General features: G+C 51.5%; 18 protein-coding genes. 14 read left to right on the plus strand and 4 right to left on the minus strand.

Going from position 1 to position 18,347, the window contains the following annotated elements; all coding sequences use genetic code 11:
- Positions 1 to 248: 248 nt before the first annotated feature.
- From cvpA to hisP, 7 genes are all read left to right on the plus strand, one after another.
- Entirely contained in the window at positions 249 to 740 is a 492-nt protein-coding gene (gene cvpA, locus UC14_RS00865) for a colicin V production protein (protein WP_013574561.1), read from the plus strand.
- Positions 741 to 770: 30 nt separating this feature from the next.
- A complete protein-coding gene (purF, locus tag UC14_RS00870; protein ID WP_013574562.1) occupies positions 771 to 2,288 on the plus strand; it encodes an amidophosphoribosyltransferase in 1,518 nt (505 codons plus the stop codon).
- Positions 2,289 to 2,418: 130 nt separating this feature from the next.
- Positions 2,419 to 2,991, plus strand: coding sequence for a UbiX family flavin prenyltransferase (locus UC14_RS00875; protein WP_013574563.1), 573 nt, complete (start codon positions 2,419 to 2,421; stop codon positions 2,989 to 2,991).
- A 322-nt stretch (positions 2,992 to 3,313) separates the two neighbouring features.
- The gene (gene argT / locus UC14_RS00880; protein ID WP_112197089.1) at positions 3,314 to 4,096 is read left to right on the plus strand and encodes a lysine/arginine/ornithine ABC transporter substrate-binding protein ArgT; all 783 of its coding nucleotides are present in this window, start codon (positions 3,314 to 3,316) and stop codon (positions 4,094 to 4,096) included.
- Between the two features lie 106 nt (positions 4,097 to 4,202).
- Complete coding sequence (locus UC14_RS00885; RefSeq protein WP_013574565.1) at positions 4,203 to 4,889, plus strand: histidine ABC transporter permease HisQ; 687 nt, start codon at positions 4,203 to 4,205, stop codon at positions 4,887 to 4,889.
- The gene (locus UC14_RS00890; RefSeq protein ID WP_013574566.1) at positions 4,886 to 5,599 is read left to right on the plus strand and encodes an ABC transporter permease; all 714 of its coding nucleotides are present in this window, start codon (positions 4,886 to 4,888) and stop codon (positions 5,597 to 5,599) included. The genes UC14_RS00885 and UC14_RS00890 overlap by 4 nt, the downstream gene beginning before the upstream one ends.
- Before the next feature lie 27 nt (positions 5,600 to 5,626).
- Positions 5,627 to 6,400: a histidine ABC transporter ATP-binding protein HisP gene (gene hisP, locus UC14_RS00895; RefSeq protein WP_013574567.1), complete on the plus strand. Its 774-nt coding sequence runs from the start codon at positions 5,627 to 5,629 to the stop codon at positions 6,398 to 6,400.
- 47 nt (positions 6,401 to 6,447) lie between these two features.
- On the opposite strand, the gene pepT is transcribed toward hisP, so the two are convergent.
- Entirely contained in the window at positions 6,448 to 7,680 is a 1,233-nt protein-coding gene (pepT, locus tag UC14_RS00900) for a peptidase T (RefSeq protein WP_112151213.1), read from the minus strand.
- A gap of 159 nt (positions 7,681 to 7,839) precedes the next feature.
- Between pepT and UC14_RS00905 the strand changes: the two genes are divergently transcribed.
- Positions 7,840 to 9,435, plus strand: a complete 1,596-nt coding sequence (locus UC14_RS00905) for an ABC transporter substrate-binding protein (RefSeq protein ID WP_112197090.1) — start codon at positions 7,840 to 7,842, stop codon at positions 9,433 to 9,435.
- A 654-nt stretch (positions 9,436 to 10,089) separates the two neighbouring features.
- Here UC14_RS00905 and UC14_RS00910 read toward each other — a convergent pair.
- Together UC14_RS00910 and yfcG are read right to left on the minus strand one after the other, a co-directional pair.
- Positions 10,090 to 10,986, minus strand: coding sequence for a TIGR01777 family oxidoreductase (locus tag UC14_RS00910; RefSeq protein ID WP_112197091.1), 897 nt, complete (start codon positions 10,984 to 10,986; stop codon positions 10,090 to 10,092).
- A gap of 142 nt (positions 10,987 to 11,128) precedes the next feature.
- Entirely contained in the window at positions 11,129 to 11,758 is a 630-nt protein-coding gene (gene yfcG / locus UC14_RS00915) for a GSH-dependent disulfide bond oxidoreductase (RefSeq protein ID WP_013574571.1), read from the minus strand.
- A gap of 316 nt (positions 11,759 to 12,074) precedes the next feature.
- On the opposite strand from yfcG, the gene yfcD reads away from it, so the two are divergent.
- Positions 12,075 to 12,707, plus strand: coding sequence for an NUDIX hydrolase YfcD (gene yfcD / locus UC14_RS00920; protein ID WP_112151210.1), 633 nt, complete (start codon positions 12,075 to 12,077; stop codon positions 12,705 to 12,707).
- 38 nt (positions 12,708 to 12,745) lie between these two features.
- Here yfcD and UC14_RS00925 read toward each other — a convergent pair whose 3' ends face one another.
- On the minus strand, positions 12,746 to 13,762 hold the full coding sequence (locus tag UC14_RS00925) for a LacI family DNA-binding transcriptional regulator (RefSeq protein WP_013574573.1): 1,017 nt from the start codon (positions 13,760 to 13,762) through the stop codon (positions 12,746 to 12,748).
- A 354-nt stretch (positions 13,763 to 14,116) separates the two neighbouring features.
- Between UC14_RS00925 and UC14_RS00930 the strand changes: the two genes are divergently transcribed.
- The 5 genes from UC14_RS00930 to UC14_RS00950 all read left to right on the plus strand — a co-directional run bounded on the left by UC14_RS00930 (position 14,117) and on the right by UC14_RS00950 (position 18,291).
- A complete protein-coding gene (locus tag UC14_RS00930) occupies positions 14,117 to 14,560 on the plus strand; it encodes a PTS sugar transporter subunit IIA (protein ID WP_013574574.1) in 444 nt (147 codons plus the stop codon).
- 138 nt (positions 14,561 to 14,698) lie between these two features.
- Positions 14,699 to 14,980, plus strand: coding sequence for a PTS sugar transporter subunit IIB (locus tag UC14_RS00935; RefSeq protein WP_013574575.1), 282 nt, complete (start codon positions 14,699 to 14,701; stop codon positions 14,978 to 14,980).
- Between the two features lie 50 nt (positions 14,981 to 15,030).
- On the plus strand, positions 15,031 to 16,407 hold the full coding sequence (locus UC14_RS00940) for a PTS ascorbate transporter subunit IIC (protein ID WP_013574576.1): 1,377 nt from the start codon (positions 15,031 to 15,033) through the stop codon (positions 16,405 to 16,407).
- Positions 16,408 to 16,511: 104 nt separating this feature from the next.
- A complete protein-coding gene (locus UC14_RS00945) occupies positions 16,512 to 17,345 on the plus strand; it encodes a transketolase (RefSeq protein WP_013574577.1) in 834 nt (277 codons plus the stop codon).
- On the plus strand, positions 17,338 to 18,291 hold the full coding sequence (locus UC14_RS00950) for a transketolase family protein (RefSeq protein WP_112197092.1): 954 nt from the start codon (positions 17,338 to 17,340) through the stop codon (positions 18,289 to 18,291). The genes UC14_RS00945 and UC14_RS00950 overlap by 8 nt, the downstream gene beginning before the upstream one ends.
- Positions 18,292 to 18,347 lie beyond the last annotated feature (56 nt).

An 18,347-nucleotide genomic window follows, 5' to 3' on the forward strand; every position in this document is an offset into this window, starting at 1 on the left:
CGCAGGGGAGGGAGTCGTTAAAACATAAAAAATACCACGGAGGGCACAAGCGATTTGTGCCCTTTTTCTATAAGATCCTCTGGTTGGATTTTTATAGGTTTATGCTGCGATTGAGGTTTTTTTAATCGCTATTATTAATTTGTCTGACCGGCTGATTTCCCCTACGCAAACGTTTTCTTTTTCTGTTAGAATTCGCCGCGAACTGGATGCCGGGGCAGATGTGACTGGATTAGACACTGGAATAGTTAATGGTCTGGATTGATTACGTCATTATTGCGGTTATCGGATTTTCTGCTTTAGTCAGTTTGATCCGTGGCTTTGTTCGTGAGGCTTTATCGCTGGTAACCTGGGCTTGCGCCTTTTTTGTTGCCAGCCATTATTACCCTTACCTCGCCATCTACTTCACACGTTTCGAAGATGAGTTAGTTCGAAACGGGATCGCAATTGCCATCTTGTTCATCGCGACGTTGATCGTAGGTGCAATTGTCAACTATGTGATTGGTTCACTGGTTGAAAGAACCGGGTTGTCCGGCACTGACAGGGTGTTAGGTGTGTGCTTCGGCGCACTGCGCGGGGTGTTAATTGTCTCCGCGATGCTGTTCTTCCTCGATACTTTTACCGGTTTTTCGCAAAGTGAAGACTGGAAACAATCCCAGTTGATCCCACAGTTCAGTTATATCATCAGGTGGTTCTTTGACTACCTGCAGAGCACGTCGAGTTTCTTGCCAAAACATATTTAGTTTTGGCAGCGCTGAAGAGGAAAAGACAACATGTGCGGTATTGTCGGTATCGCCGGTTTCATGCCGGTAAACCAGTCGATTTATGACGCGTTAACGGTGTTACAACACCGTGGTCAGGATGCCGCAGGCATCACCACCATCGACGCGAATAATAACTTCCGTTTACGTAAAGCGAATGGCCTGGTGAAGGATGTTTTCGAAGCCCGCCATATGCAACGCTTACAGGGCAACATGGGTATCGGCCATGTGCGCTACCCGACGGCTGGCAGTTCCAGCGCTTCAGAAGCTCAACCCTTTTACGTCAACTCTCCGTTCGGCATTACCCTTGCCCATAACGGCAACCTGACCAATGCTCACGAATTGCGCAGCAACCTGTTCGAAGGCCAGCGCCGTCATGTGAACACCACGTCCGATTCTGAGATCCTGCTCAATATCCTGGCGAGTGAACTGGATCGTTTCCAGCATTACCCGCTGGAAGCTGACAACATTTTTGCTGCGGTTGCCGCAGTGAATCTGAAAATCCGTGGTGCCTACGCGTGTGTGGCGATGATTATCGGTCATGGCATGCTGGCGTTCCGTGACCCGCACGGTATCCGTCCGCTGGTTATTGGTAAACGTACGCTGGAAGATGGCCGTAATGAGTACATGGTGGCTTCTGAGAGTGTGGCACTCGATACGCTGGGCTTTGAGTTCCTGCGCGACGTTGCGCCGGGTGAAGCGGTGTATATCACCGAAAAAGGTCAGTTGTTCACCCGTATGTGTGCCGAGAACCCGCAGTACAATCCGTGCCTGTTCGAATACGTGTATTTCGCGCGTCCGGATTCCTTCATCGATAAAATTTCCGTCTACAGCGCCCGTGTTCGTATGGGGGAAAAGCTGGGCGCGAAAATTGCCCGTGAATGGGAAGACCTGGATATTGACGTGGTGATCCCGATCCCGGAAACCTCCTGTGATATCGCGCTGGAAATCGCTCGCATCCTGGATAAACCGTACCGTCAAGGATTTGTGAAAAACCGCTATGTCGGCCGTACCTTTATCATGCCGGGCCAGCAGGAACGCCGTAAATCTGTACGCCGTAAACTGAATGCTAACCGCGCTGAATTCCGTGATAAAAACGTGTTGCTGGTGGATGACTCCATCGTGCGTGGCACCACCTCTCAACAGATTGTTGAGATGGCGCGTGAAGCCGGAGCGCGACGTGTTTATCTGGCCTCTGCGGCACCGGAAATTCGTTTCCCGAACGTGTACGGTATCGATATGCCAAGCGCGAACGAGCTGATTGCCCATGGCCGTGAAGTCAGTGAAATCAACCAGATAATTGGTGCTGATGCCTTGATCTTCCAGGATCTGAGCGACCTGATCGCCGCAGTGAAAGAAGACAATATGGATATCGAGAAATTCGAATGTTCAGTTTTCGACGGTGTTTACGTCACCAAAGACGTTGACCAGAACTATCTGGAATACCTCGAAGCCCTGCGCAATGACGACGCTCAGGCGTTGCGTGGCCAGCAGGAAGCTGAAAACCTTGAGATGCACAACGAAGGCTGATTAGCCGGTTGCTGACATCCGCATAAACGCGCCCCTCCGGTGAACACCGGGCGGGCGCGTTTTTTTATGCCTGAATTTATGTCAGTATTGGCACCACCGGGTCCGGGTTCATTTTTCTAAGGCAGTGTTCATGAAACGACTTATCGTCGGTATTTCCGGCGCCAGCGGCGCAATCTATGGTGTCAGGCTCTTGCAGGTATTGCAGAGCGTACCTGATATCGAAACACATCTGGTGATGAGCAATGCGGCCCGCCAGACGATGACACTGGAAACCGATCTCACACTACGCGACGTTCAGGCGCTGGCCGATGTGGTGCATGATTCCCGCGATATCGCGGCCAGCATTTCTTCCGGTTCTTTTAAAACTGCCGGAATGGTGATTTTGCCCTGCTCGATCAAAACGCTTTCCGGCATCGTAAACAGTTACACCGACGGTCTGCTGACCCGTGCAGCCGACGTGGTGTTGAAAGAGCGCCGCCGTCTGGTGTTGTGTGTGCGTGAAACGCCGCTGCATCTCGGCCATTTACGGCTGATGACCCAGGCCGCTGAACTGGGTGCTGTCATTATGCCGCCGGTTCCGGCGTTTTATCATCGTCCGGCCTCGGTGGAAGATATCATCGATCAGACGGTAAACCGGGTGATTGATCAGTTTGATATCGAACTGCCGGAAGACTTATTTGTTCGATGGCAGGGCAGTCGTTAAACTTTCACGTCCCAATACGCACTCATTTCGCGCACTTCAGTTACATTGCACCAACAATGATCACAATTTGATTCATTGGGGTGCAGTGTTAAACCTCCCTTCAGCTATCCTTCCCTCAGACCTTTGAAAACTTTCATTATCTCGATGCTTTTTTGACCGGTTTTCACTCTCTCGCTGCGGAAAGTCGCGATGCGGAGAAACGGCACGAAAAGTGCATGAGAAAATCTGGCAAAAAGCCATTTGCATCGTTCAGCAAACTATAAAAAGACGTTCATTCACGCACACACAACCACAACAGATGAATAATCACTGAGGCTAATGTATGAAAAAGTTGTTCAAGGTTCTCCCGCTGGTTCTGGTCTTAGCCAGTGCAGGTAGTGCATTTGCTGCCGTGCCTAAAGCAATTAATATCGGTACTGATCCGACTTACGCCCCATTTGAATCAAAAGACTCCAGCGGCAAGCTGGTTGGTTTTGATATCGACCTGGCCAACGAGATGTGCAAACGTGCAGCCATTAAATGCACTTACGTTGAAAGTGATTTTGATGCGCTGATCCCGTCCCTGAAAGCGAAAAAGATTGATGCGATTATTTCCTCATTATCCATCACTGAAAAACGCCAGCAGGAAATTGATTTCACAGAGAAACTTTACGCCGCTAACGCCCGTCTGATCGCGCCTAAAGGTTCTAAAGTTCTGCCTACTCTGGATGCGCTGAAAGGTAAAAATGTCGGCGTTCTGCAGGGTTCCACTCAGGAAGCTTATGCCAACGCGATGTGGCAGCCAAAAGGCATCAACGTAGTCGCTTACCAGAACCAGGATCTGATTTATGCGGATCTGGCTTCCGGTCGTCTTGACGCGGCATTCCAGGATGAAGTGGCAGGCAGCGAAGGCTTCCTGAAACAGTCTGCAGGTAAAGATTACGCGTTTGCTGGCCCGTCAGTTAAAGACGATAAATTCTTCGGCGTGGGCACCGGCATGGGTCTGCGTAAGACGGATACTGACCTGAAAGACGCACTGAATAAGGCATTTGACAGCATGCGTAAAGACGGGACTTACGACAAACTGGCGAAAAAATACTTCGACTTTGATGTTTACGGCGGCTGATACGCGTCGTGAGATGTGCCAAAGGGGGCGGTGTGCCGCTCCCTGCGGTTCTGACGCTGGCCGTCTTTTTGTCTGCGCAGGGATCCACTAAAGACAGGAAAAAACCATGCTGTATGGGTATTCCCAGGTAATTATCCAGGGCACGTTAGTGACACTGGAGCTGGCGATTTCGTCAGTCATTCTGGCGCTGGTGATAGGGTTAATCGGCGCGGGCGGGAAACTGTCAAAGAACCGGATCGTGTCTGGTTTTTTTGGTTGCTACACCACGCTTATTCGCGGCGTACCTGATCTGGTATTAATGTTATTGATTTTCTACGGGTTGCAGATTGCGCTTAACAGCGTCACCGAATCACTGGGATTGACGCAAATTGATATCGATCCGATGAGCGCCGGTATTATCACGCTGGGCTTTATCTACGGGGCTTATTTCACTGAGACGTTCCGTGGTGCGTTTATGGCGGTCCCGCGTGGACAAATCGAAGCTGCGACGGCTTTCGGGTTCAGCGGTTCACAGATTTTCCGACGAATTTTATTTCCGGCCATGATGCGCTTTGCACTGCCGGGTATTGCCAACAACTGGCAGGTTATTCTCAAAGCCACCGCGCTGGTGTCCTTGCTGGGTCTGAATGATGTGGTCAAAGCCACGCAACTGGCCGGGAAAGGCACGTATCAGCCGTTCTATTTTGCGATTGTGGCGGGAGTGGTTTATCTGATTTTCACCACGCTGTCGAACGGCGTGCTGGTATGGCTTGATCGCCGTTATTCGCTGGGTGTGAAGAGGGCTGATCTATGATCGAAATTTTACAACAGTACGGTATGTCTTTGCTCTACAGCGATGGCTACCGTTTTACCGGTCTGGCGATCACCCTGTGGTTACTGATCAGCTCCGTGGTGATAGGCGGATTACTGGCGGTACCGATGGCTGTGGGGCGCGTGTCTTCTAACAAATTCCTGCGTTATCCGATCTGGCTGTACACCTATATTTTCCGCGGAACGCCGCTGTATGTTCAGTTGCTGGTGTTTTATTCGGGGATGTACAGCCTGGAAATCGTGCGTGGTACCGACTTCCTCAATGCCTTCTTCCGCAGCGGGCTTAACTGTACGATTCTGGCGCTGACGCTCAACACCTGTGCCTACACCACCGAGATTTTTGCCGGTGCTATCCGCGCAGTACCGCACGGCGAAATCGAAGCGGCCAATGCCTACGGTTTCTCACGCTTTAAACTGTACACCTGCATTATTTTGCCGTCGGCATTACGTACGGCGCTGCCTGCTTACAGTAATGAAGTCATTCTGATGTTGCACTCCACCGCGCTGGCATTTACCGCCACGGTACCGGACGTGCTGAAAATAGCCCGCGACATCAACTCGGCGACGTATCAGCCGTTTTATGCTTTCGGGATTGCAGCAGTGATTTATCTTTGTGTTTCTTTTGTCCTGATCGGGCTGTTCCGCAAGGCGGAAAAACGCTGGCTGGCTCACGTAAAGCCCCAAGCTCATTAATAAGAATTATTTTTGCGGAATAACTTTATGCCAGAAAACAAATTAGCGGTTCTCGATCTCCACAAGCGCTATGGCGACCACGAAGTGCTGAAAGGTGTTTCGTTGTCGGCCAATGCGGGTGATGTGATCAGTATTATCGGTTCATCAGGTTCCGGGAAAAGTACCTTCCTGCGCTGCATTAACTTTCTCGAGAAACCAAGCGAAGGCTCGATCAGCGTTAATAATCAGGATATCCGCATGGTGCGCGACACCGACGGTCAGCTGAAAGTGTTTGATAAGAAGCAACTGCAACTGCTGCGTACCAAACTGACGATGGTGTTCCAGCATTTCAACCTGTGGAGCCACATGACGGTGCTGGAAAACGTCATGGAAGCGCCGGTGCAGGTGCTGGGGCTGAGCAAAGCCGAAGCGCGTGAACGTGCGGTGAAATACCTCGATAAAGTGGGCATCGACGCCCGCGCACAAGGTAAATATCCGGTGAACTTGTCAGGCGGTCAGCAACAGCGTGTGTCTATTGCCCGCGCGCTGGCGATGGAACCCGAAGTGCTGCTGTTTGATGAGCCGACTTCCGCGCTGGATCCTGAACTGGTCGGCGAGGTGCTGCGTATCATGCAAAAGCTGGCGGAAGAGGGAAAAACCATGGTGGTGGTAACGCATGAGATGGAGTTTGCCCGTCATGTCTCCAGCCATGTCATCTTCCTGCATCAGGGTGTGATTGAAGAACAGGGCGATCCTGCTGAAGTCTTTGGCAATCCGAAAAGCGCCCGTCTGCAACAGTTCCTTTCCGGTGCGCTGAAGTAACATCTGTACGCGCCTTCCCCTCACATGAGGGGAAGGTTTAAAGCAAATCAACCTTTCGCGGCCAGCAGGCACAACTGAAGGGTCAGTTCATAGGATTTCACAAACGAATTCACCGGCAGGAACTCAAACTTCGAGTGGAAATTGTGCGCGCCGGTAAAGTAGTTCGGCGTCAGTAATCCTTTGGCCGATAATGCTGCGCCGTCGGTGCCGCCACGCATCGGGATCACTTTCGGCTCCACGCCAATCTCTTTCAATCCGGCAAAGATCAGGTCAATCGCCCGGCGATCTTCGCCGATGGCGCTGCTGATATTGCTGTAGGTATCGCTGATCTCAACTGAGACTTTCGCTGTCGGATACTGCGCGGCTATCTCTTTCGCCACATCCTGAATTTTCTGCTTACGGGCGGCAAAACTGGCGCTGTCGAAATCGCGAATAGAAGCTTTCAGTTCCGCGCCTTGCTGCGAAGCGCTCATGCCGTTGAACCAGATATAACCTTCCCGGCCTTCAGTGTTTTCAGGGGTTTCAGCGCGGTCAAAATGACTGATGAAATCCTGCGCCATCAGCAGCGGATTCACCAGCACGCCTTTGGCCGACATCGGATGCGCTGTCACGCCGGTGAAGGTAATTTCTGCCGCTGCCGCATTGAAGTTTTCATACACCACTTCGCCGAGTTCGCAGCAGTCGATGGTGTAAGCAAAATCGACATCAAAGCGGGCGAGATCCAACGCCTTGGCACCGCGCAGACCAATTTCTTCGTCAGGCACAAACGCCACCACGATATCGCCGTATTCCTGCTCAGCCGTCAGGTTTTCCAGCAATGTCATCACCACCGTCACTGCCGCTTTATTATCCGCACCCAGCACACTGGTGCCGTCGCTGAAAATAATATCCTCACCTTTGTAAGGCAAGATTTCCGGGCGTTCCGCAGGGCGCAGCCAGATATCCAGCGCCTTGTTCAGACACACATCCTCACCGGTAAAACGCAATGTCTGCGGATGAATATCCGGGCGCAGGCCGACATCCACGGTATCGATATGCGTGATAAAACCGATACGCGGCCCCCCTTTTTTGGTGCCGGATTTGACTGCCGTCACGGTGGCATGTTCATCGATCTGAATATTTTCCAGACCCAGCTGATGCAGTTCTTCAGCCAGCAACCGCGCCATGTCGTGCTGGCCCGGCGTGCTCGGTAAGGTCGTCGCGCTGGCATCACTTTGTGATGTCACGGAGAGATAGCGGTAGAAGCGTTCGGTAAGCTGTGTTGCGATTGTTGTCGACATCTTAACCTCTGAATGTGCGCAAATATTGTTCCCTGTTATAAGATTTTCATATATAACAAAGTATTACTACGTGTTATCCAGATGTTAATCTGTTTTTGCTTTAGGTTCCACGATGAAGAAGATCTAAACACTCTCCGGACAGGGAAAATAGGGAAAAGAATGAAACACAACATCTTAAAAATAAGCACAGGTTTACTGGCGTTAACCATCACCAGCGGCGTTTGTGCTAAAACGCTGGTTTACTGCTCCGAAGGCTCGCCTGAGCAATTCAACCCGCAACTTTATACATCGGGCACTTCCGTGGATGCCAGCGCTGCGCCAATTTATAACCGTCTGGTGGATTTCAAAATCGGTACTACAGAACTGGTGCCGAGTCTGGCGGAAAGCTGGGAGGTCAGCGCAGACGGTAAAACCTATACCTTCCACCTGCGTAAAGGCGTGAAATTCCAGAGCAGCAAGTTGTTCAAACCCACCCGCGACTTCAACGCTGACGACGTGATCTTCTCGTTCATGCGCCAGAAAGACGAGAATAACCCTTATCATAAAATTTCCGGCGGCACTTACCTTAACTTCGACAGCCTGAAAATGGGCGATCTTATCGGCAGCATTGATAAGGTGGATGATTACACGGTGCGCTTTAACCTGACACGTCCCGAAGCACCGTTCGTGGCCGATCTGGCGTGGTATTTTGCTTCCATCCTCTCGGCGGAATATGCCGATCAGATGCTTAAAGCCGGTACGCCGGAAAAATTGGATCAGGATCCGATTGGGACCGGGCCGTTTGAGCTGGTGCAGTACCAGAAAGACACGCGCCTGCTGTACAAAGCGTTCCCGGACTACTGGCAGGGCAAATCTAAAATTGACCGTCTGGTGTATACCATTACGCCTGACGCCTCAATGCGCCTCGCCAAACTCGAGAAAAACGAATGCCAGGTGATGCCGTTCCCGAATCCGGCTGATCTGGATCGTATGCGCGCCAATAAAGACATCAACCTGATGAGCAAGGCTGGCCTGAACACGGGTTTCCTGTCGTTCAATACGCAGAAAGCGCCGCTGGATAATGTGAAAGTGCGTCAGGCGCTGACCATGGCCATTAACAAACCACAGATCATTGAAGCGGTGTTCCACGGTACGGGAACCGTCGCGAAAACGCTGCTGCCTACGGGTGTCTGGAGTTACAACGACAAACTGGTGGATTACGATTACTCACCGGAGAAAGCCAAAGCTCTTCTGGCCGAAGCCGGGATGCCGAACGGTTTTGATATCGATTTATGGGCGATGCCGGTACAGCGTCCGTATAACCCGAACGCCCGGCGTATGGCGGAAATGATCCAGGCGGACTGGGCAAAAATTGGCGTGAAAGCGCATATCGTCAGTTACGAATGGGGTGAATACCAGACCCGTATCCGTAACGGCGAACATATGGCAGCGCTGATGGGCTGGACAACGGCGAACGGTGACCCGGATAACTTCTTTGGTCCGCTGTTTACCTGTAATGCCGCGAAGGGCGGTTCGAACTCAGCGAAATGGTGTTACGCGCCGTTTGACCAGTTGATCACCGAAGCGAAAGAAACCACCGATCATGCGAAACGCGTGGCGCTTTACGAGCTGGCCCAGCAGATGATGCACGATCAGGCACCGGCGGTGATGATCGCCCACTCGACCATTTTCGAACCGGTACGCAAAGAAGTGAGCGGTTATGAAGTGGACCCGTTTGGGAAACATGTGTTTTATCAGGTGGATGTGAAGGAGTAGAACCTGAGGGGGGGAAATTGAATTGTGAAAGTTTCGGTTTCTCAATAACAGTTCTCACACGAGATATTTCGCCGAAACCGAGCAGAGGGGAAAGGCTTTTCCCCTCTGCACTCCCCTCGCTTTTTCACTGCGCGCTGTCGCTGGAACGAAGGACATGTTCTGATCGTTCTGAGTGTGGCGCAAAATGTCATCGCTCCGCGATTCCCTCATTTCAGGCTTCGAGCCATAGGTCTCGAACCGTTCATTCGGTGCCATTTTTGAGCACGCCAATCAACATTTCTAAAAGATAAAACCTCTCTGTTTTTGAATTTAAGAACGTGCGGGCGATTCAGAAATCTTGCTGAACGGAGCGGCCTGAAGACCAAGGCTTCAGGACCGAGAGAAGGCACCGCGCAGCGGCAAGATTTCCAGCCTGTCGCAGTGATAGCTGAAACATAGCCAGCGAGCGAAGCGCTTGTTGAAAAAGCGAGGAGGAATCCAAAGGAGGAAAAGCACTTTCCTCCTTTGGGCGGTTTCGGTGCAGAAAGTTAAGTAATCTCAGTTATTGAGAAACCGAAACATCCCCCCGATCAGTTTTTAAAAAGCGCCAGTACCGCGCCATTGTACCTATGAGACCCCAATCTGGTTGAGCAGGGTGAAGGGCTGCAAGACCCTTCATCCCAGCAAATCCTCCAGCGTTTCCTTTAACTCCTGATGCTTAAACACAAACCCTGCTGCTTCCAGCCGGCGCGGCACTGCCCGCTGACCACCCAGCACTAATACAGCTGATTCGCCCATCAGCAAGCGCACCACAGGCGCGGGTGCCCGCATAAACGCCGGGCGGTGCAATACTTCGCCGAGCAGGGCACTGAATTGCTCGTTGCGCGCCGGATACGGCGACACCATATTGAACGGGCCGGAAAGTGTTTCGTGTTCCAGCAAGAACAGAATCCCGTCAATCATGTCGTTGATGTGGATCCATGGCATGTATTGCTGACCATCACCGAGCGGGCCACCGAGACCGGCGCGGTAGGGCAGAACTATTTTGGCCAGCGCACCGCCTTTTTCAGCCAGTACGATGCCGGTGCGCAGCAAACAAACACGCGTCGCCGCGCTTTGTGCTGACATCGCCAGTGCTTCCCAGCGGGCACACAATTGCCAGGTAAACTGCTTGTTAGGCGGCTCATCTTCAGGCACCAGAGCCTGGCCCTGATCGCCGTAATAGCCGACCGCCGAACCGGAGATAAACACGGCAGGGGGCTTTTCACTGGCGTTAATCAGCGTTGCCAGCTTTTCTGTCAGCTTCCAGCGGCTCTCGCATAACAACGCTTTGTGTTCTTTGGTCCAGCGTTTGTCGGCAATGGGTTCACCGGCAAGGTTAATTACGGCATCGAAACCGTCGAGCGAGGTTTTTCCTTCCAGCGTTTCCCAGACGGAAACCTGCGACCCGAGTATTTTCGCCGCGCGTTCAGGGGCACGGCTCAGGGCGGTGATCTGATGAGATTGCTCAAGAAGCCGTTCGGTCAATTTTCTTCCGATGAGGCCGGTGGCGCCGGTAATCAAGATCTTCATATCGGGATCCTTAACTGTCTGAATACGCGGATGAACTGTCTTTAATCATAGATGAGTCATCGCAATTAACTCGCGATATGGAGCACAGTTAAGGGTTTTTTATTCTGAGATATTCAGAACACCTCCGGCAGGCTGAAGGGGCTTACTGAACCTGCGCCAGTGCGTAGGCTTTTTGTGTCGCCGGGCGGCTTTTAACCCGTTCGAACCAGTTGCGTACGGCAGGGTATCCAGCCAGATCAATACGCTGGCGTTCATGAGCCGCGACCCACGGATAAGTGGCCATGTCGGCGATACTGTAATTCTCCCCGGCGATATAGGCATTTTTCTCTAACTGGCGGTTCAGCACGCCATACAGACGCTGAGTTTCCTGTAAATAACGCTCAATGGCGTAAGGCACCGGCTGCGGCGCATAATGCGTAAAGTGGTGGTTCTGACCCAGCATCGGGCCAAATCCGGCAACCTGCCAGGTCAGCCATTCCAGTGTCACTGTGCGCTCACGCAACTCTTTGCTGAGAAATTTTCCGGTTTTTTCTGCCAGATATTGCAAAATTGCGCCAGACTCAAAAATACTGACCGGTGTGCCGCCGTCAACGGGCTGACTGTCGACAATGGCCGGGATTTTGTTGTTGGGTGAAATGGCGAGGAATTCAGGTTTGAATTGCTCCCCTGCGCTGATATCAATACGGTGGAGCCGGTATTGCAGGCCACTCTCTTCAAGAAAAAGAGAAACTTTATGGCCATTCGGTGTTGGTGCGTAATAAAGATCGATCATATTGCCTCCTGCGTTGTTTTAATCACTCTCCGCGAATGGCGGGGCGGGATGCGCTAATGTGGAACGGGTAATCACAAGCTTCTTATCCGATTGAGTAGGGTATCATAATGCAGATGTTTAGAAGTCTATGTCGGACTTGTCTGATGGCGAACTTTGCGGGGTAACATAGCTTTTAGGTTGCATCAACGCATCCATAGCTATTGAAGCCACCCAGCAGACCCAGATAGAATCTCCGGACATTATCGACGTGTTGCAAAATCACAGCGCACAGACTTATTGCGCACAGACCAGCGCTTAAAAGAGAAGGTTCCAGCGGATGTCAGAACAAGAGCAAAACATCAGTACGGATGAGTGGGTTGATATCGTCAACGAAGACAACGAGGTCATTGCCCAGGCCAGCCGACAACAAATGCGTGCTCAGGTCCTGCGTCATCGTGCCAGCTATATTGTGGTTCATGATGGAATGGGGAATATTTTGGTTCAGCGTCGGACTGAAACCAAAGATTTCTATCCGGGCTGGCTCGATGCAACGGCCGGTGGTGTGGTGCAAAGCGGTGAAAATATACTTGATTCAGCTCGCCGTGAAGCCGAGGAAGAGCTGGGTATTGCCGGTGTGCCGTTTGCAGAGCACGGTCAGTTCTACTTTGAAGAAGAGAACAAATGTCGCGTATGGGGAGCATTGTTTAGCTGTGTATCCCATGGCCCGTTTGCCCTGCAGGAAGAAGAAATTGATGCCGTCCGCTGGATGACACCGGAAGAAATCACTGCGCGTTGTGATGAATTTACGCCGGACTCCCTGAAAGCACTTTCTCTGTGGATGACGCGAAACAATGAGAAAGAACACGGTAAGCCGCTGACCCGTGAAGCCGTAGCCCCTGTGGCGGATGCGTCTGTCCCGGGTAATAAAGAAAACGATGAAGAAGAATCGTCAGCGAAAGATGATATCTGAATCACATCACGGGCGAACGCATATCGCCCGTTCTCTTTTTAGCAACTCTCCCGCTTGCACAACGACGAAGCGATCGTCACTTCTTCCCATTCCTCGTCATTAATCCTCGCCAGCAATGCCTGGGCGGCGCGCACCCCGATTTCTTTATGCGGAATAGCAATAGTGGTCAGCGGCGGCTGGCATACTTTACTGACATCGGCATTGCCGAAACCGACCACGGCAAGTTCATCTGGCACTTTGATGCGTCTGCGCTGGCATTCATACAGTGCGCCACAGGCGAGATCGTCGGAAACACACACCAGCGCGTCAATTTCCGGCCAGGCAAGCAGGAACTCCGGCAGTTGCTGAGCGCCGGTGGAAAAGCTGGCAGGCTCGGCGGCGTTTATCACCCGGTGCGGGGACATGTGCGCTTTCAACATGGCCTTACGCCAACCCTGAAGGTGCTGCTGGAAAATCCACTGTTCCTGATTGGCACACAGCATGCCAATATTCTGATATCCCTTCGCCACCACCGTCTGGGTCAACTGAAACATCGCCTCGACATAATCAATGCCGATATTCATGTCGATTGGCGAATTGGTCAGCGCACCGATTTCCAGCACCGGGATGGTCAGGTTATCCAGCCATTGACGTACATTGGCGGAGTGTTCAACGGACAATAAAATCGCCGCCGCCAGATTGTAGGAAAGCAGCGTTTCCAGCAGTTTTTCTTCCCGCTCAATACGATGTTGAGATTCCGCCAGCATGATCTGATAACCGGCCGGTTGCAGCACTTTCTGTAGCCCGGCAAACATCTCGGCGCAGCCCGCTTCGGAAAGGCTCGGCACAATCATCGCAATGGTATTTGAGGAGGCGGAAGCCAGGGAACTGGCGGCCTGGTTGGGCAGATATCCCAGCTGACTGACCGCTTCTTCGATCTTCTCCCGTAGCTTGTCGGAGACCTGTTCGGGTGTGCGCAGCGCACGGGAAACAGTCATGCTGCCCACGCCCGCCAGTTGCGCGACATCAGCCAGCGTCACTCTTCCGGTACTGCGTCTTTTCTTGTTAATGGACATTCACGATCCTGACCTTAACTGCGCATCTTGCGCAAAATGTATACCCACAGGTATAGCGAAAAAAGCGGGCCGCAGCAGGACCGGTAAATCGGGAACCACGGCAGAATTCGGTAAATTATCGGCAATTTCCCGACAAAGTATACCGTTATTTATGCGATCCACGGGACGGCGATACCGCTGTGTGATTATTTTTGATAGCGCTATCACAGATCTCAATGATAGAAGTTTGATAGCGCTATCTTTGAGATCTGTATCACAGATGTTAACGCTACCGCTGAAGTAGAGTCTGGATCGTTGGTGCGGTCTGGGGGAAATTTGACCGGCCATCTTTAAAAATAAAAACGGAGCATCACTATGCTGAATGATTGGCTGACATCTGAACGAATTCAGATCAGAACGGATATCACGGACTGGCGGCAGGCAGTGGAAGTGAGCGCTGAGCCACTGCTGAAAGAAGGGACAATTACCCCGGATTACCTGACGGCTATTTTTGCTCAACGGGAAAAACTGGGGCCGTATTTTGTTCTGGCGCCGGGCATTGCGATGCCACACGCCAGACCAGAAGAAGGGGCGAACGGGTTGGGACTCTCGTTGCTGACGCTGCCGCACGGCGTGGCGTTTAATTCAGAGGATAACGATCCGGTGTATACCGTGGTGATGTTATCGGCAGCAGATAAGCACAGCCATATTGAACTGATTTCTGAACTGGCAGAATTATTTTCCAGTGAAGAAGATATGCAGAAAATACATCAGGCAAAAACCATCAGAGAAATTCAGGACGTTATATCCCGATATTAATTTGACTTAATATTGTAAAGGGAGTGCGACTTAAATCTAAGGGTATTCTGACCATTCATATGCATTAACATGTGCAGATGGAGTACGGTTCTACATATTTTAATCGTTTAAAAAACAGATAAAGGACAAGTGAATAATATGAAAATCATGGCGATTTGTGGTTCCGGTTTAGGCAGCAGCTTTATGGTTGAAATGAACATCAAGAAAGTCCTGAAGAAACTCAATATTCAGGCAGATGTTCAGCACTCCGATTTGTCCTCAGCCATTCCGGGTGAAGCCGACCTGTTCGTGATGGCAAAGGACATCGCTGCCAGTGCCAGCATTCCTGAAAACCAGTTAGTGGTGATTACCAACATCATTGATATTAATGAACTTGAAACAAAACTGATTGCTCACTTTGAAAAACATCCAGTGTCCTGACCGGCACTGAATAACCCTACAAATAAAACAAATAGACAAACGAGGTGGATATGTTTATCCAGGAAACGCTCAAGTTTGTGGTCGATATATTAAAAGTGCCTTCCATACTGGTGGGGCTCATCGCATTAATCGGTCTGGTGGCACAAAAGAAAAACTTTTCTGATGTGGTGAAAGGCACGGTTAAAACAATACTTGGCTTTTTAGTATTGGGCGGTGGTGCAACAGTATTAGTTGGCTCATTAAATCCTTTAGGCGGTATGTTTGAACACGCCTTTAATATCCAGGGTATTATTCCTAATAACGAAGCGATTGTTTCCATCGCGCTGGAGAAATTCGGTGCACCGACAGCGTTAATTATGGCGTTTGGTATGGTGGCAAACCTGATCGTGGCCCGTTTCACCCGTCTTAAATATGTGTTTCTGACCGGTCATCACACGTTTTATATGGCCTGTATGATCAGCGTTATTCTGACGGTGGCCGGTTTTGAAGGTGTTTCACTGGTGTTCACCGGTTCCCTGACGCTGGGCCTTATCATGGCGTTCTTCCCGGCGCTGGCGCAACGTTACATGCGTAAAATTACCGGCAGCGACGACGTGGCATTTGGTCATTTCGGCACCATTGGTTACGTCTTATCGGGCTGGATAGGCAGCAAGGTCGGTAAAGGTTCACGTTCTACGGAAGAAATGAATCTGCCGAAAAACCTCAGTTTCCTGCGTGACAGTTCCATTTCTATCTCGCTCACCATGATTATTATTTACCTGATTATGGCGGTGTTCGCGGGGCAGGTCTTTGTTGAGGCGACCTACAGTGCAGGCCAGAACTACCTGGTGTACGCCATCATCATGGCAATTACCTTCGCGGCAGGCGTGTTCATCATTTTGCAGGGTGTGCGTCTGATCCTGGCGGAAATCGTTCCGGCATTCGTCGGCTTCTCCGAGAAACTGGTGCCTAATGCCCGTCCGGCGCTGGATTGTCCGGTGGTGTATCCGTACGCGCCGAATGCGGTGCTGATCGGTTTCCTGTTCAGCTTCCTTGGCGGTCTGGTGGGACTGTTCCTGTTAGGGCAAATGCATCTGGTGCTGATCCTGCCGGGCGTGGTGCCACACTTCTTCACTGGTGCGACGGCAGGTGTGTTCGGTAATGCGACCGGCGGGCGTCGCGGGGCAATGATCGGTGCGTTTGCCAACGGCGTGCTGATTACCTTCCTGCCGGTTCTGCTGTTGCCAGTACTGGGCGCACTGGGCTTTGCTAATGCCACCTTCTCTGATGCGGACTTCGGCGTTATCGGCATCCTGCTGGGTAACCTGGCTCGCTTTATGTCGAAGGAAGGCATCATGGCGCTGATTGTCGGTATCTTCGCGGTACTGGTTGCCTGGAACTATCTCGGCAAAAAACCGGCGGCTGAGAAAGAAATCACTGAAAAGTAATTCCCTGCACCACTACGTTTTTTAACTCCATCCGGGAAACACTGTCCTGCCTGTTAGAAATAACAGGCCAGGATAAGTGCTCATTAAAATAAGGACCAATGAAGATGAAAGATGTCCAGGAGGTTCGTGATCTGGCCCGCCATATCCGTATCGAGACGCTAAAAATGCTGACCGGTTTAGGATTCGGGCACTATGGCGGCAGCATGTCCGTGGTGGAAACGCTGGCCGTGTTGTATGGCGATGTGATGCGCATCGACCCGAAAAAACCAGACTGGCAGGAACGTGATTATTTCGTGCTGTCCAAAGGCCATGCTGGACCGGCGTTGTATGCCACGCTGGCACTGAAAGGTTATTTCCCGGTCAGCGAATTACACACACTCAACCAGAATGGCACAAAGCTGCCGAGCCATCCGGACCGGCTACGGACCACCGGCGTGGATGCCACCACCGGCTCGCTGGGACAAGGCGTTTCCATTGCGGCGGGCATGGCACTTTCGCATAAGCTGGCTGGTCGCAGCAACCGCGTCTTCTGCATTCTTGGCGACGGTGAGTTGAACGAGGGCCAGTGCTGGGAAGCCTTCCAGTTTATTGCGCACCACAATCTGCATAACCTGACACTGTTCATCGATTACAACAAACAGCAACTCGATGGCACGCTGGATGAAGTGATTAAGCCATTCGATCTGGCCGGAAAATTCAGTGCGTTCGGGTTTGATGTAGAGACCATTAAAGGCGATGACATTGTGGCTATCAGCGAGGCGGTCACGCCGGTTCGTCACGCCGAGCAGCGTCCTCTGGTGGTGATCCTCGACAGCATCAAAGGGCAGGGCGTGAAGTATCTCGAGCAACTGGCGAACTCACATCACCTGCGTTTAACGCCGGATGTGAAACTGGAAATCGAAAATGCTATCGCTGAGCTGGAGGCCACTCATGTTTGAAGTTTCTCTTGAATTGCAAAAAGACGCAGTGGAAATGCGTAAAGTTTACGCCAGCACTGTGCGTGAAAAAATTGTAGAGAACACGCCGATTATCGCGCTGGAAGCCGATCTGATGAGCTCGATGGCGATGGACGGCGTTCATAAAGATCATCCAGATCACGTGATTAACTGCGGCATCATGGAAGCGAATGTCATCGGTGTTGCCGCCGGGCTTTCGCTGACCGGTCGCGTGCCGTTTGTGCATACCTTTACCGCCTTTGCCAGCCGCCGCTGTTTCGATCAGCTGTTTATGTCTCTGGATTACCAGAAGAATAACGTCAAAATCATTGCGTCAGATGCGGGCGTCAGCGCCTGTCATAACGGCGGCACGCATATGTCGTTCGAAGATATGGGCATTGTGCGCGGGCTGGCGAGTTCGGTGGTGATGGAAGTCACCGACGCCGTGATGTTCCGCAATATTTTGCTGCAACTGATGGATTTAAAAGGTTTCTACTGGGTGCGTACCATTCGCAAACAGGCTACGCAGGTTTACAAGGAAGGCTCGGCGTTTACCATCGGCAAGGCCAATGTGCTGCGCGATGGCACAGACGTGACGCTGATTGCTAACGGGATTATGGTGGCGGAAGCGCTGAGAGCGGCGCAAATGCTGGAACGCGAAGGGGTCAGTGCGGCAGTCATCGACATGTTTACCCTCAAGCCGATTGATAAAGATGTCATCATCAAATACGCCACGAAAACCGGCAAAATTGTGACCTGTGAAAACCACAGTATTCATAACGGACTGGGATCGGCGGTGGCGGAAGTGCTGGTGGAAAACCAGCCGGTGCCGATGCGCCGGGTTGGTGTCAAAGAGCGTTACGGACAGGTGGGCACCCAGGAGTTTTTACAGCAGGAATATGGCCTGACGGCTGAACATATTCTGGAAGCAGCAAAAACACTGCTCTGAATCTTTATCGATCAGCCATGAAGCGATCCACAAAAAAGACCAAAAAAAACGCCGGA

The organism is Rahnella sp. NRRL B-41462, assembly GCF_003263525.1.
GTDB classification, from domain to species: Bacteria; Pseudomonadota; Gammaproteobacteria; order Enterobacterales; family Enterobacteriaceae; genus Rahnella; species Rahnella aceris.

Coding starts and splice junctions, on each gene's coding strand:
- UC14_RS00950 (WP_112197092.1), top strand. CDS start 17,338: ATGTTTGAAGTTTCTCTTGAATTGCAAAAAGACGCAGTGGAAATGCGT.
- UC14_RS00925 (WP_013574573.1), bottom strand. CDS start 13,762: ATGTCCATTAACAAGAAAAGACGCAGTACCGGAAGAGTGACGCTGGCT.
- UC14_RS00890 (WP_013574566.1), top strand. CDS start 4,886: ATGATCGAAATTTTACAACAGTACGGTATGTCTTTGCTCTACAGCGAT.
- UC14_RS00930 (WP_013574574.1), top strand. CDS start 14,117: ATGCTGAATGATTGGCTGACATCTGAACGAATTCAGATCAGAACGGAT.
- UC14_RS00940 (WP_013574576.1), top strand. CDS start 15,031: ATGTTTATCCAGGAAACGCTCAAGTTTGTGGTCGATATATTAAAAGTG.
- pepT (WP_112151213.1), bottom strand. CDS start 7,680: ATGTCGACAACAATCGCAACACAGCTTACCGAACGCTTCTACCGCTAT.
- UC14_RS00935 (WP_013574575.1), top strand. CDS start 14,699: ATGAAAATCATGGCGATTTGTGGTTCCGGTTTAGGCAGCAGCTTTATG.
- UC14_RS00945 (WP_013574577.1), top strand. CDS start 16,512: ATGAAAGATGTCCAGGAGGTTCGTGATCTGGCCCGCCATATCCGTATC.
- argT (WP_112197089.1), top strand. CDS start 3,314: ATGAAAAAGTTGTTCAAGGTTCTCCCGCTGGTTCTGGTCTTAGCCAGT.
- cvpA (WP_013574561.1), top strand. CDS start 249: ATGGTCTGGATTGATTACGTCATTATTGCGGTTATCGGATTTTCTGCT.
- UC14_RS00885 (WP_013574565.1), top strand. CDS start 4,203: ATGCTGTATGGGTATTCCCAGGTAATTATCCAGGGCACGTTAGTGACA.
- yfcG (WP_013574571.1), bottom strand. CDS start 11,758: ATGATCGATCTTTATTACGCACCAACACCGAATGGCCATAAAGTTTCT.
- UC14_RS00910 (WP_112197091.1), bottom strand. CDS start 10,986: ATGAAGATCTTGATTACCGGCGCCACCGGCCTCATCGGAAGAAAATTG.
- purF (WP_013574562.1), top strand. CDS start 771: ATGTGCGGTATTGTCGGTATCGCCGGTTTCATGCCGGTAAACCAGTCG.
- UC14_RS00875 (WP_013574563.1), top strand. CDS start 2,419: ATGAAACGACTTATCGTCGGTATTTCCGGCGCCAGCGGCGCAATCTAT.
- hisP (WP_013574567.1), top strand. CDS start 5,627: ATGCCAGAAAACAAATTAGCGGTTCTCGATCTCCACAAGCGCTATGGC.
- yfcD (WP_112151210.1), top strand. CDS start 12,075: ATGTCAGAACAAGAGCAAAACATCAGTACGGATGAGTGGGTTGATATC.
- UC14_RS00905 (WP_112197090.1), top strand. CDS start 7,840: ATGAAACACAACATCTTAAAAATAAGCACAGGTTTACTGGCGTTAACC.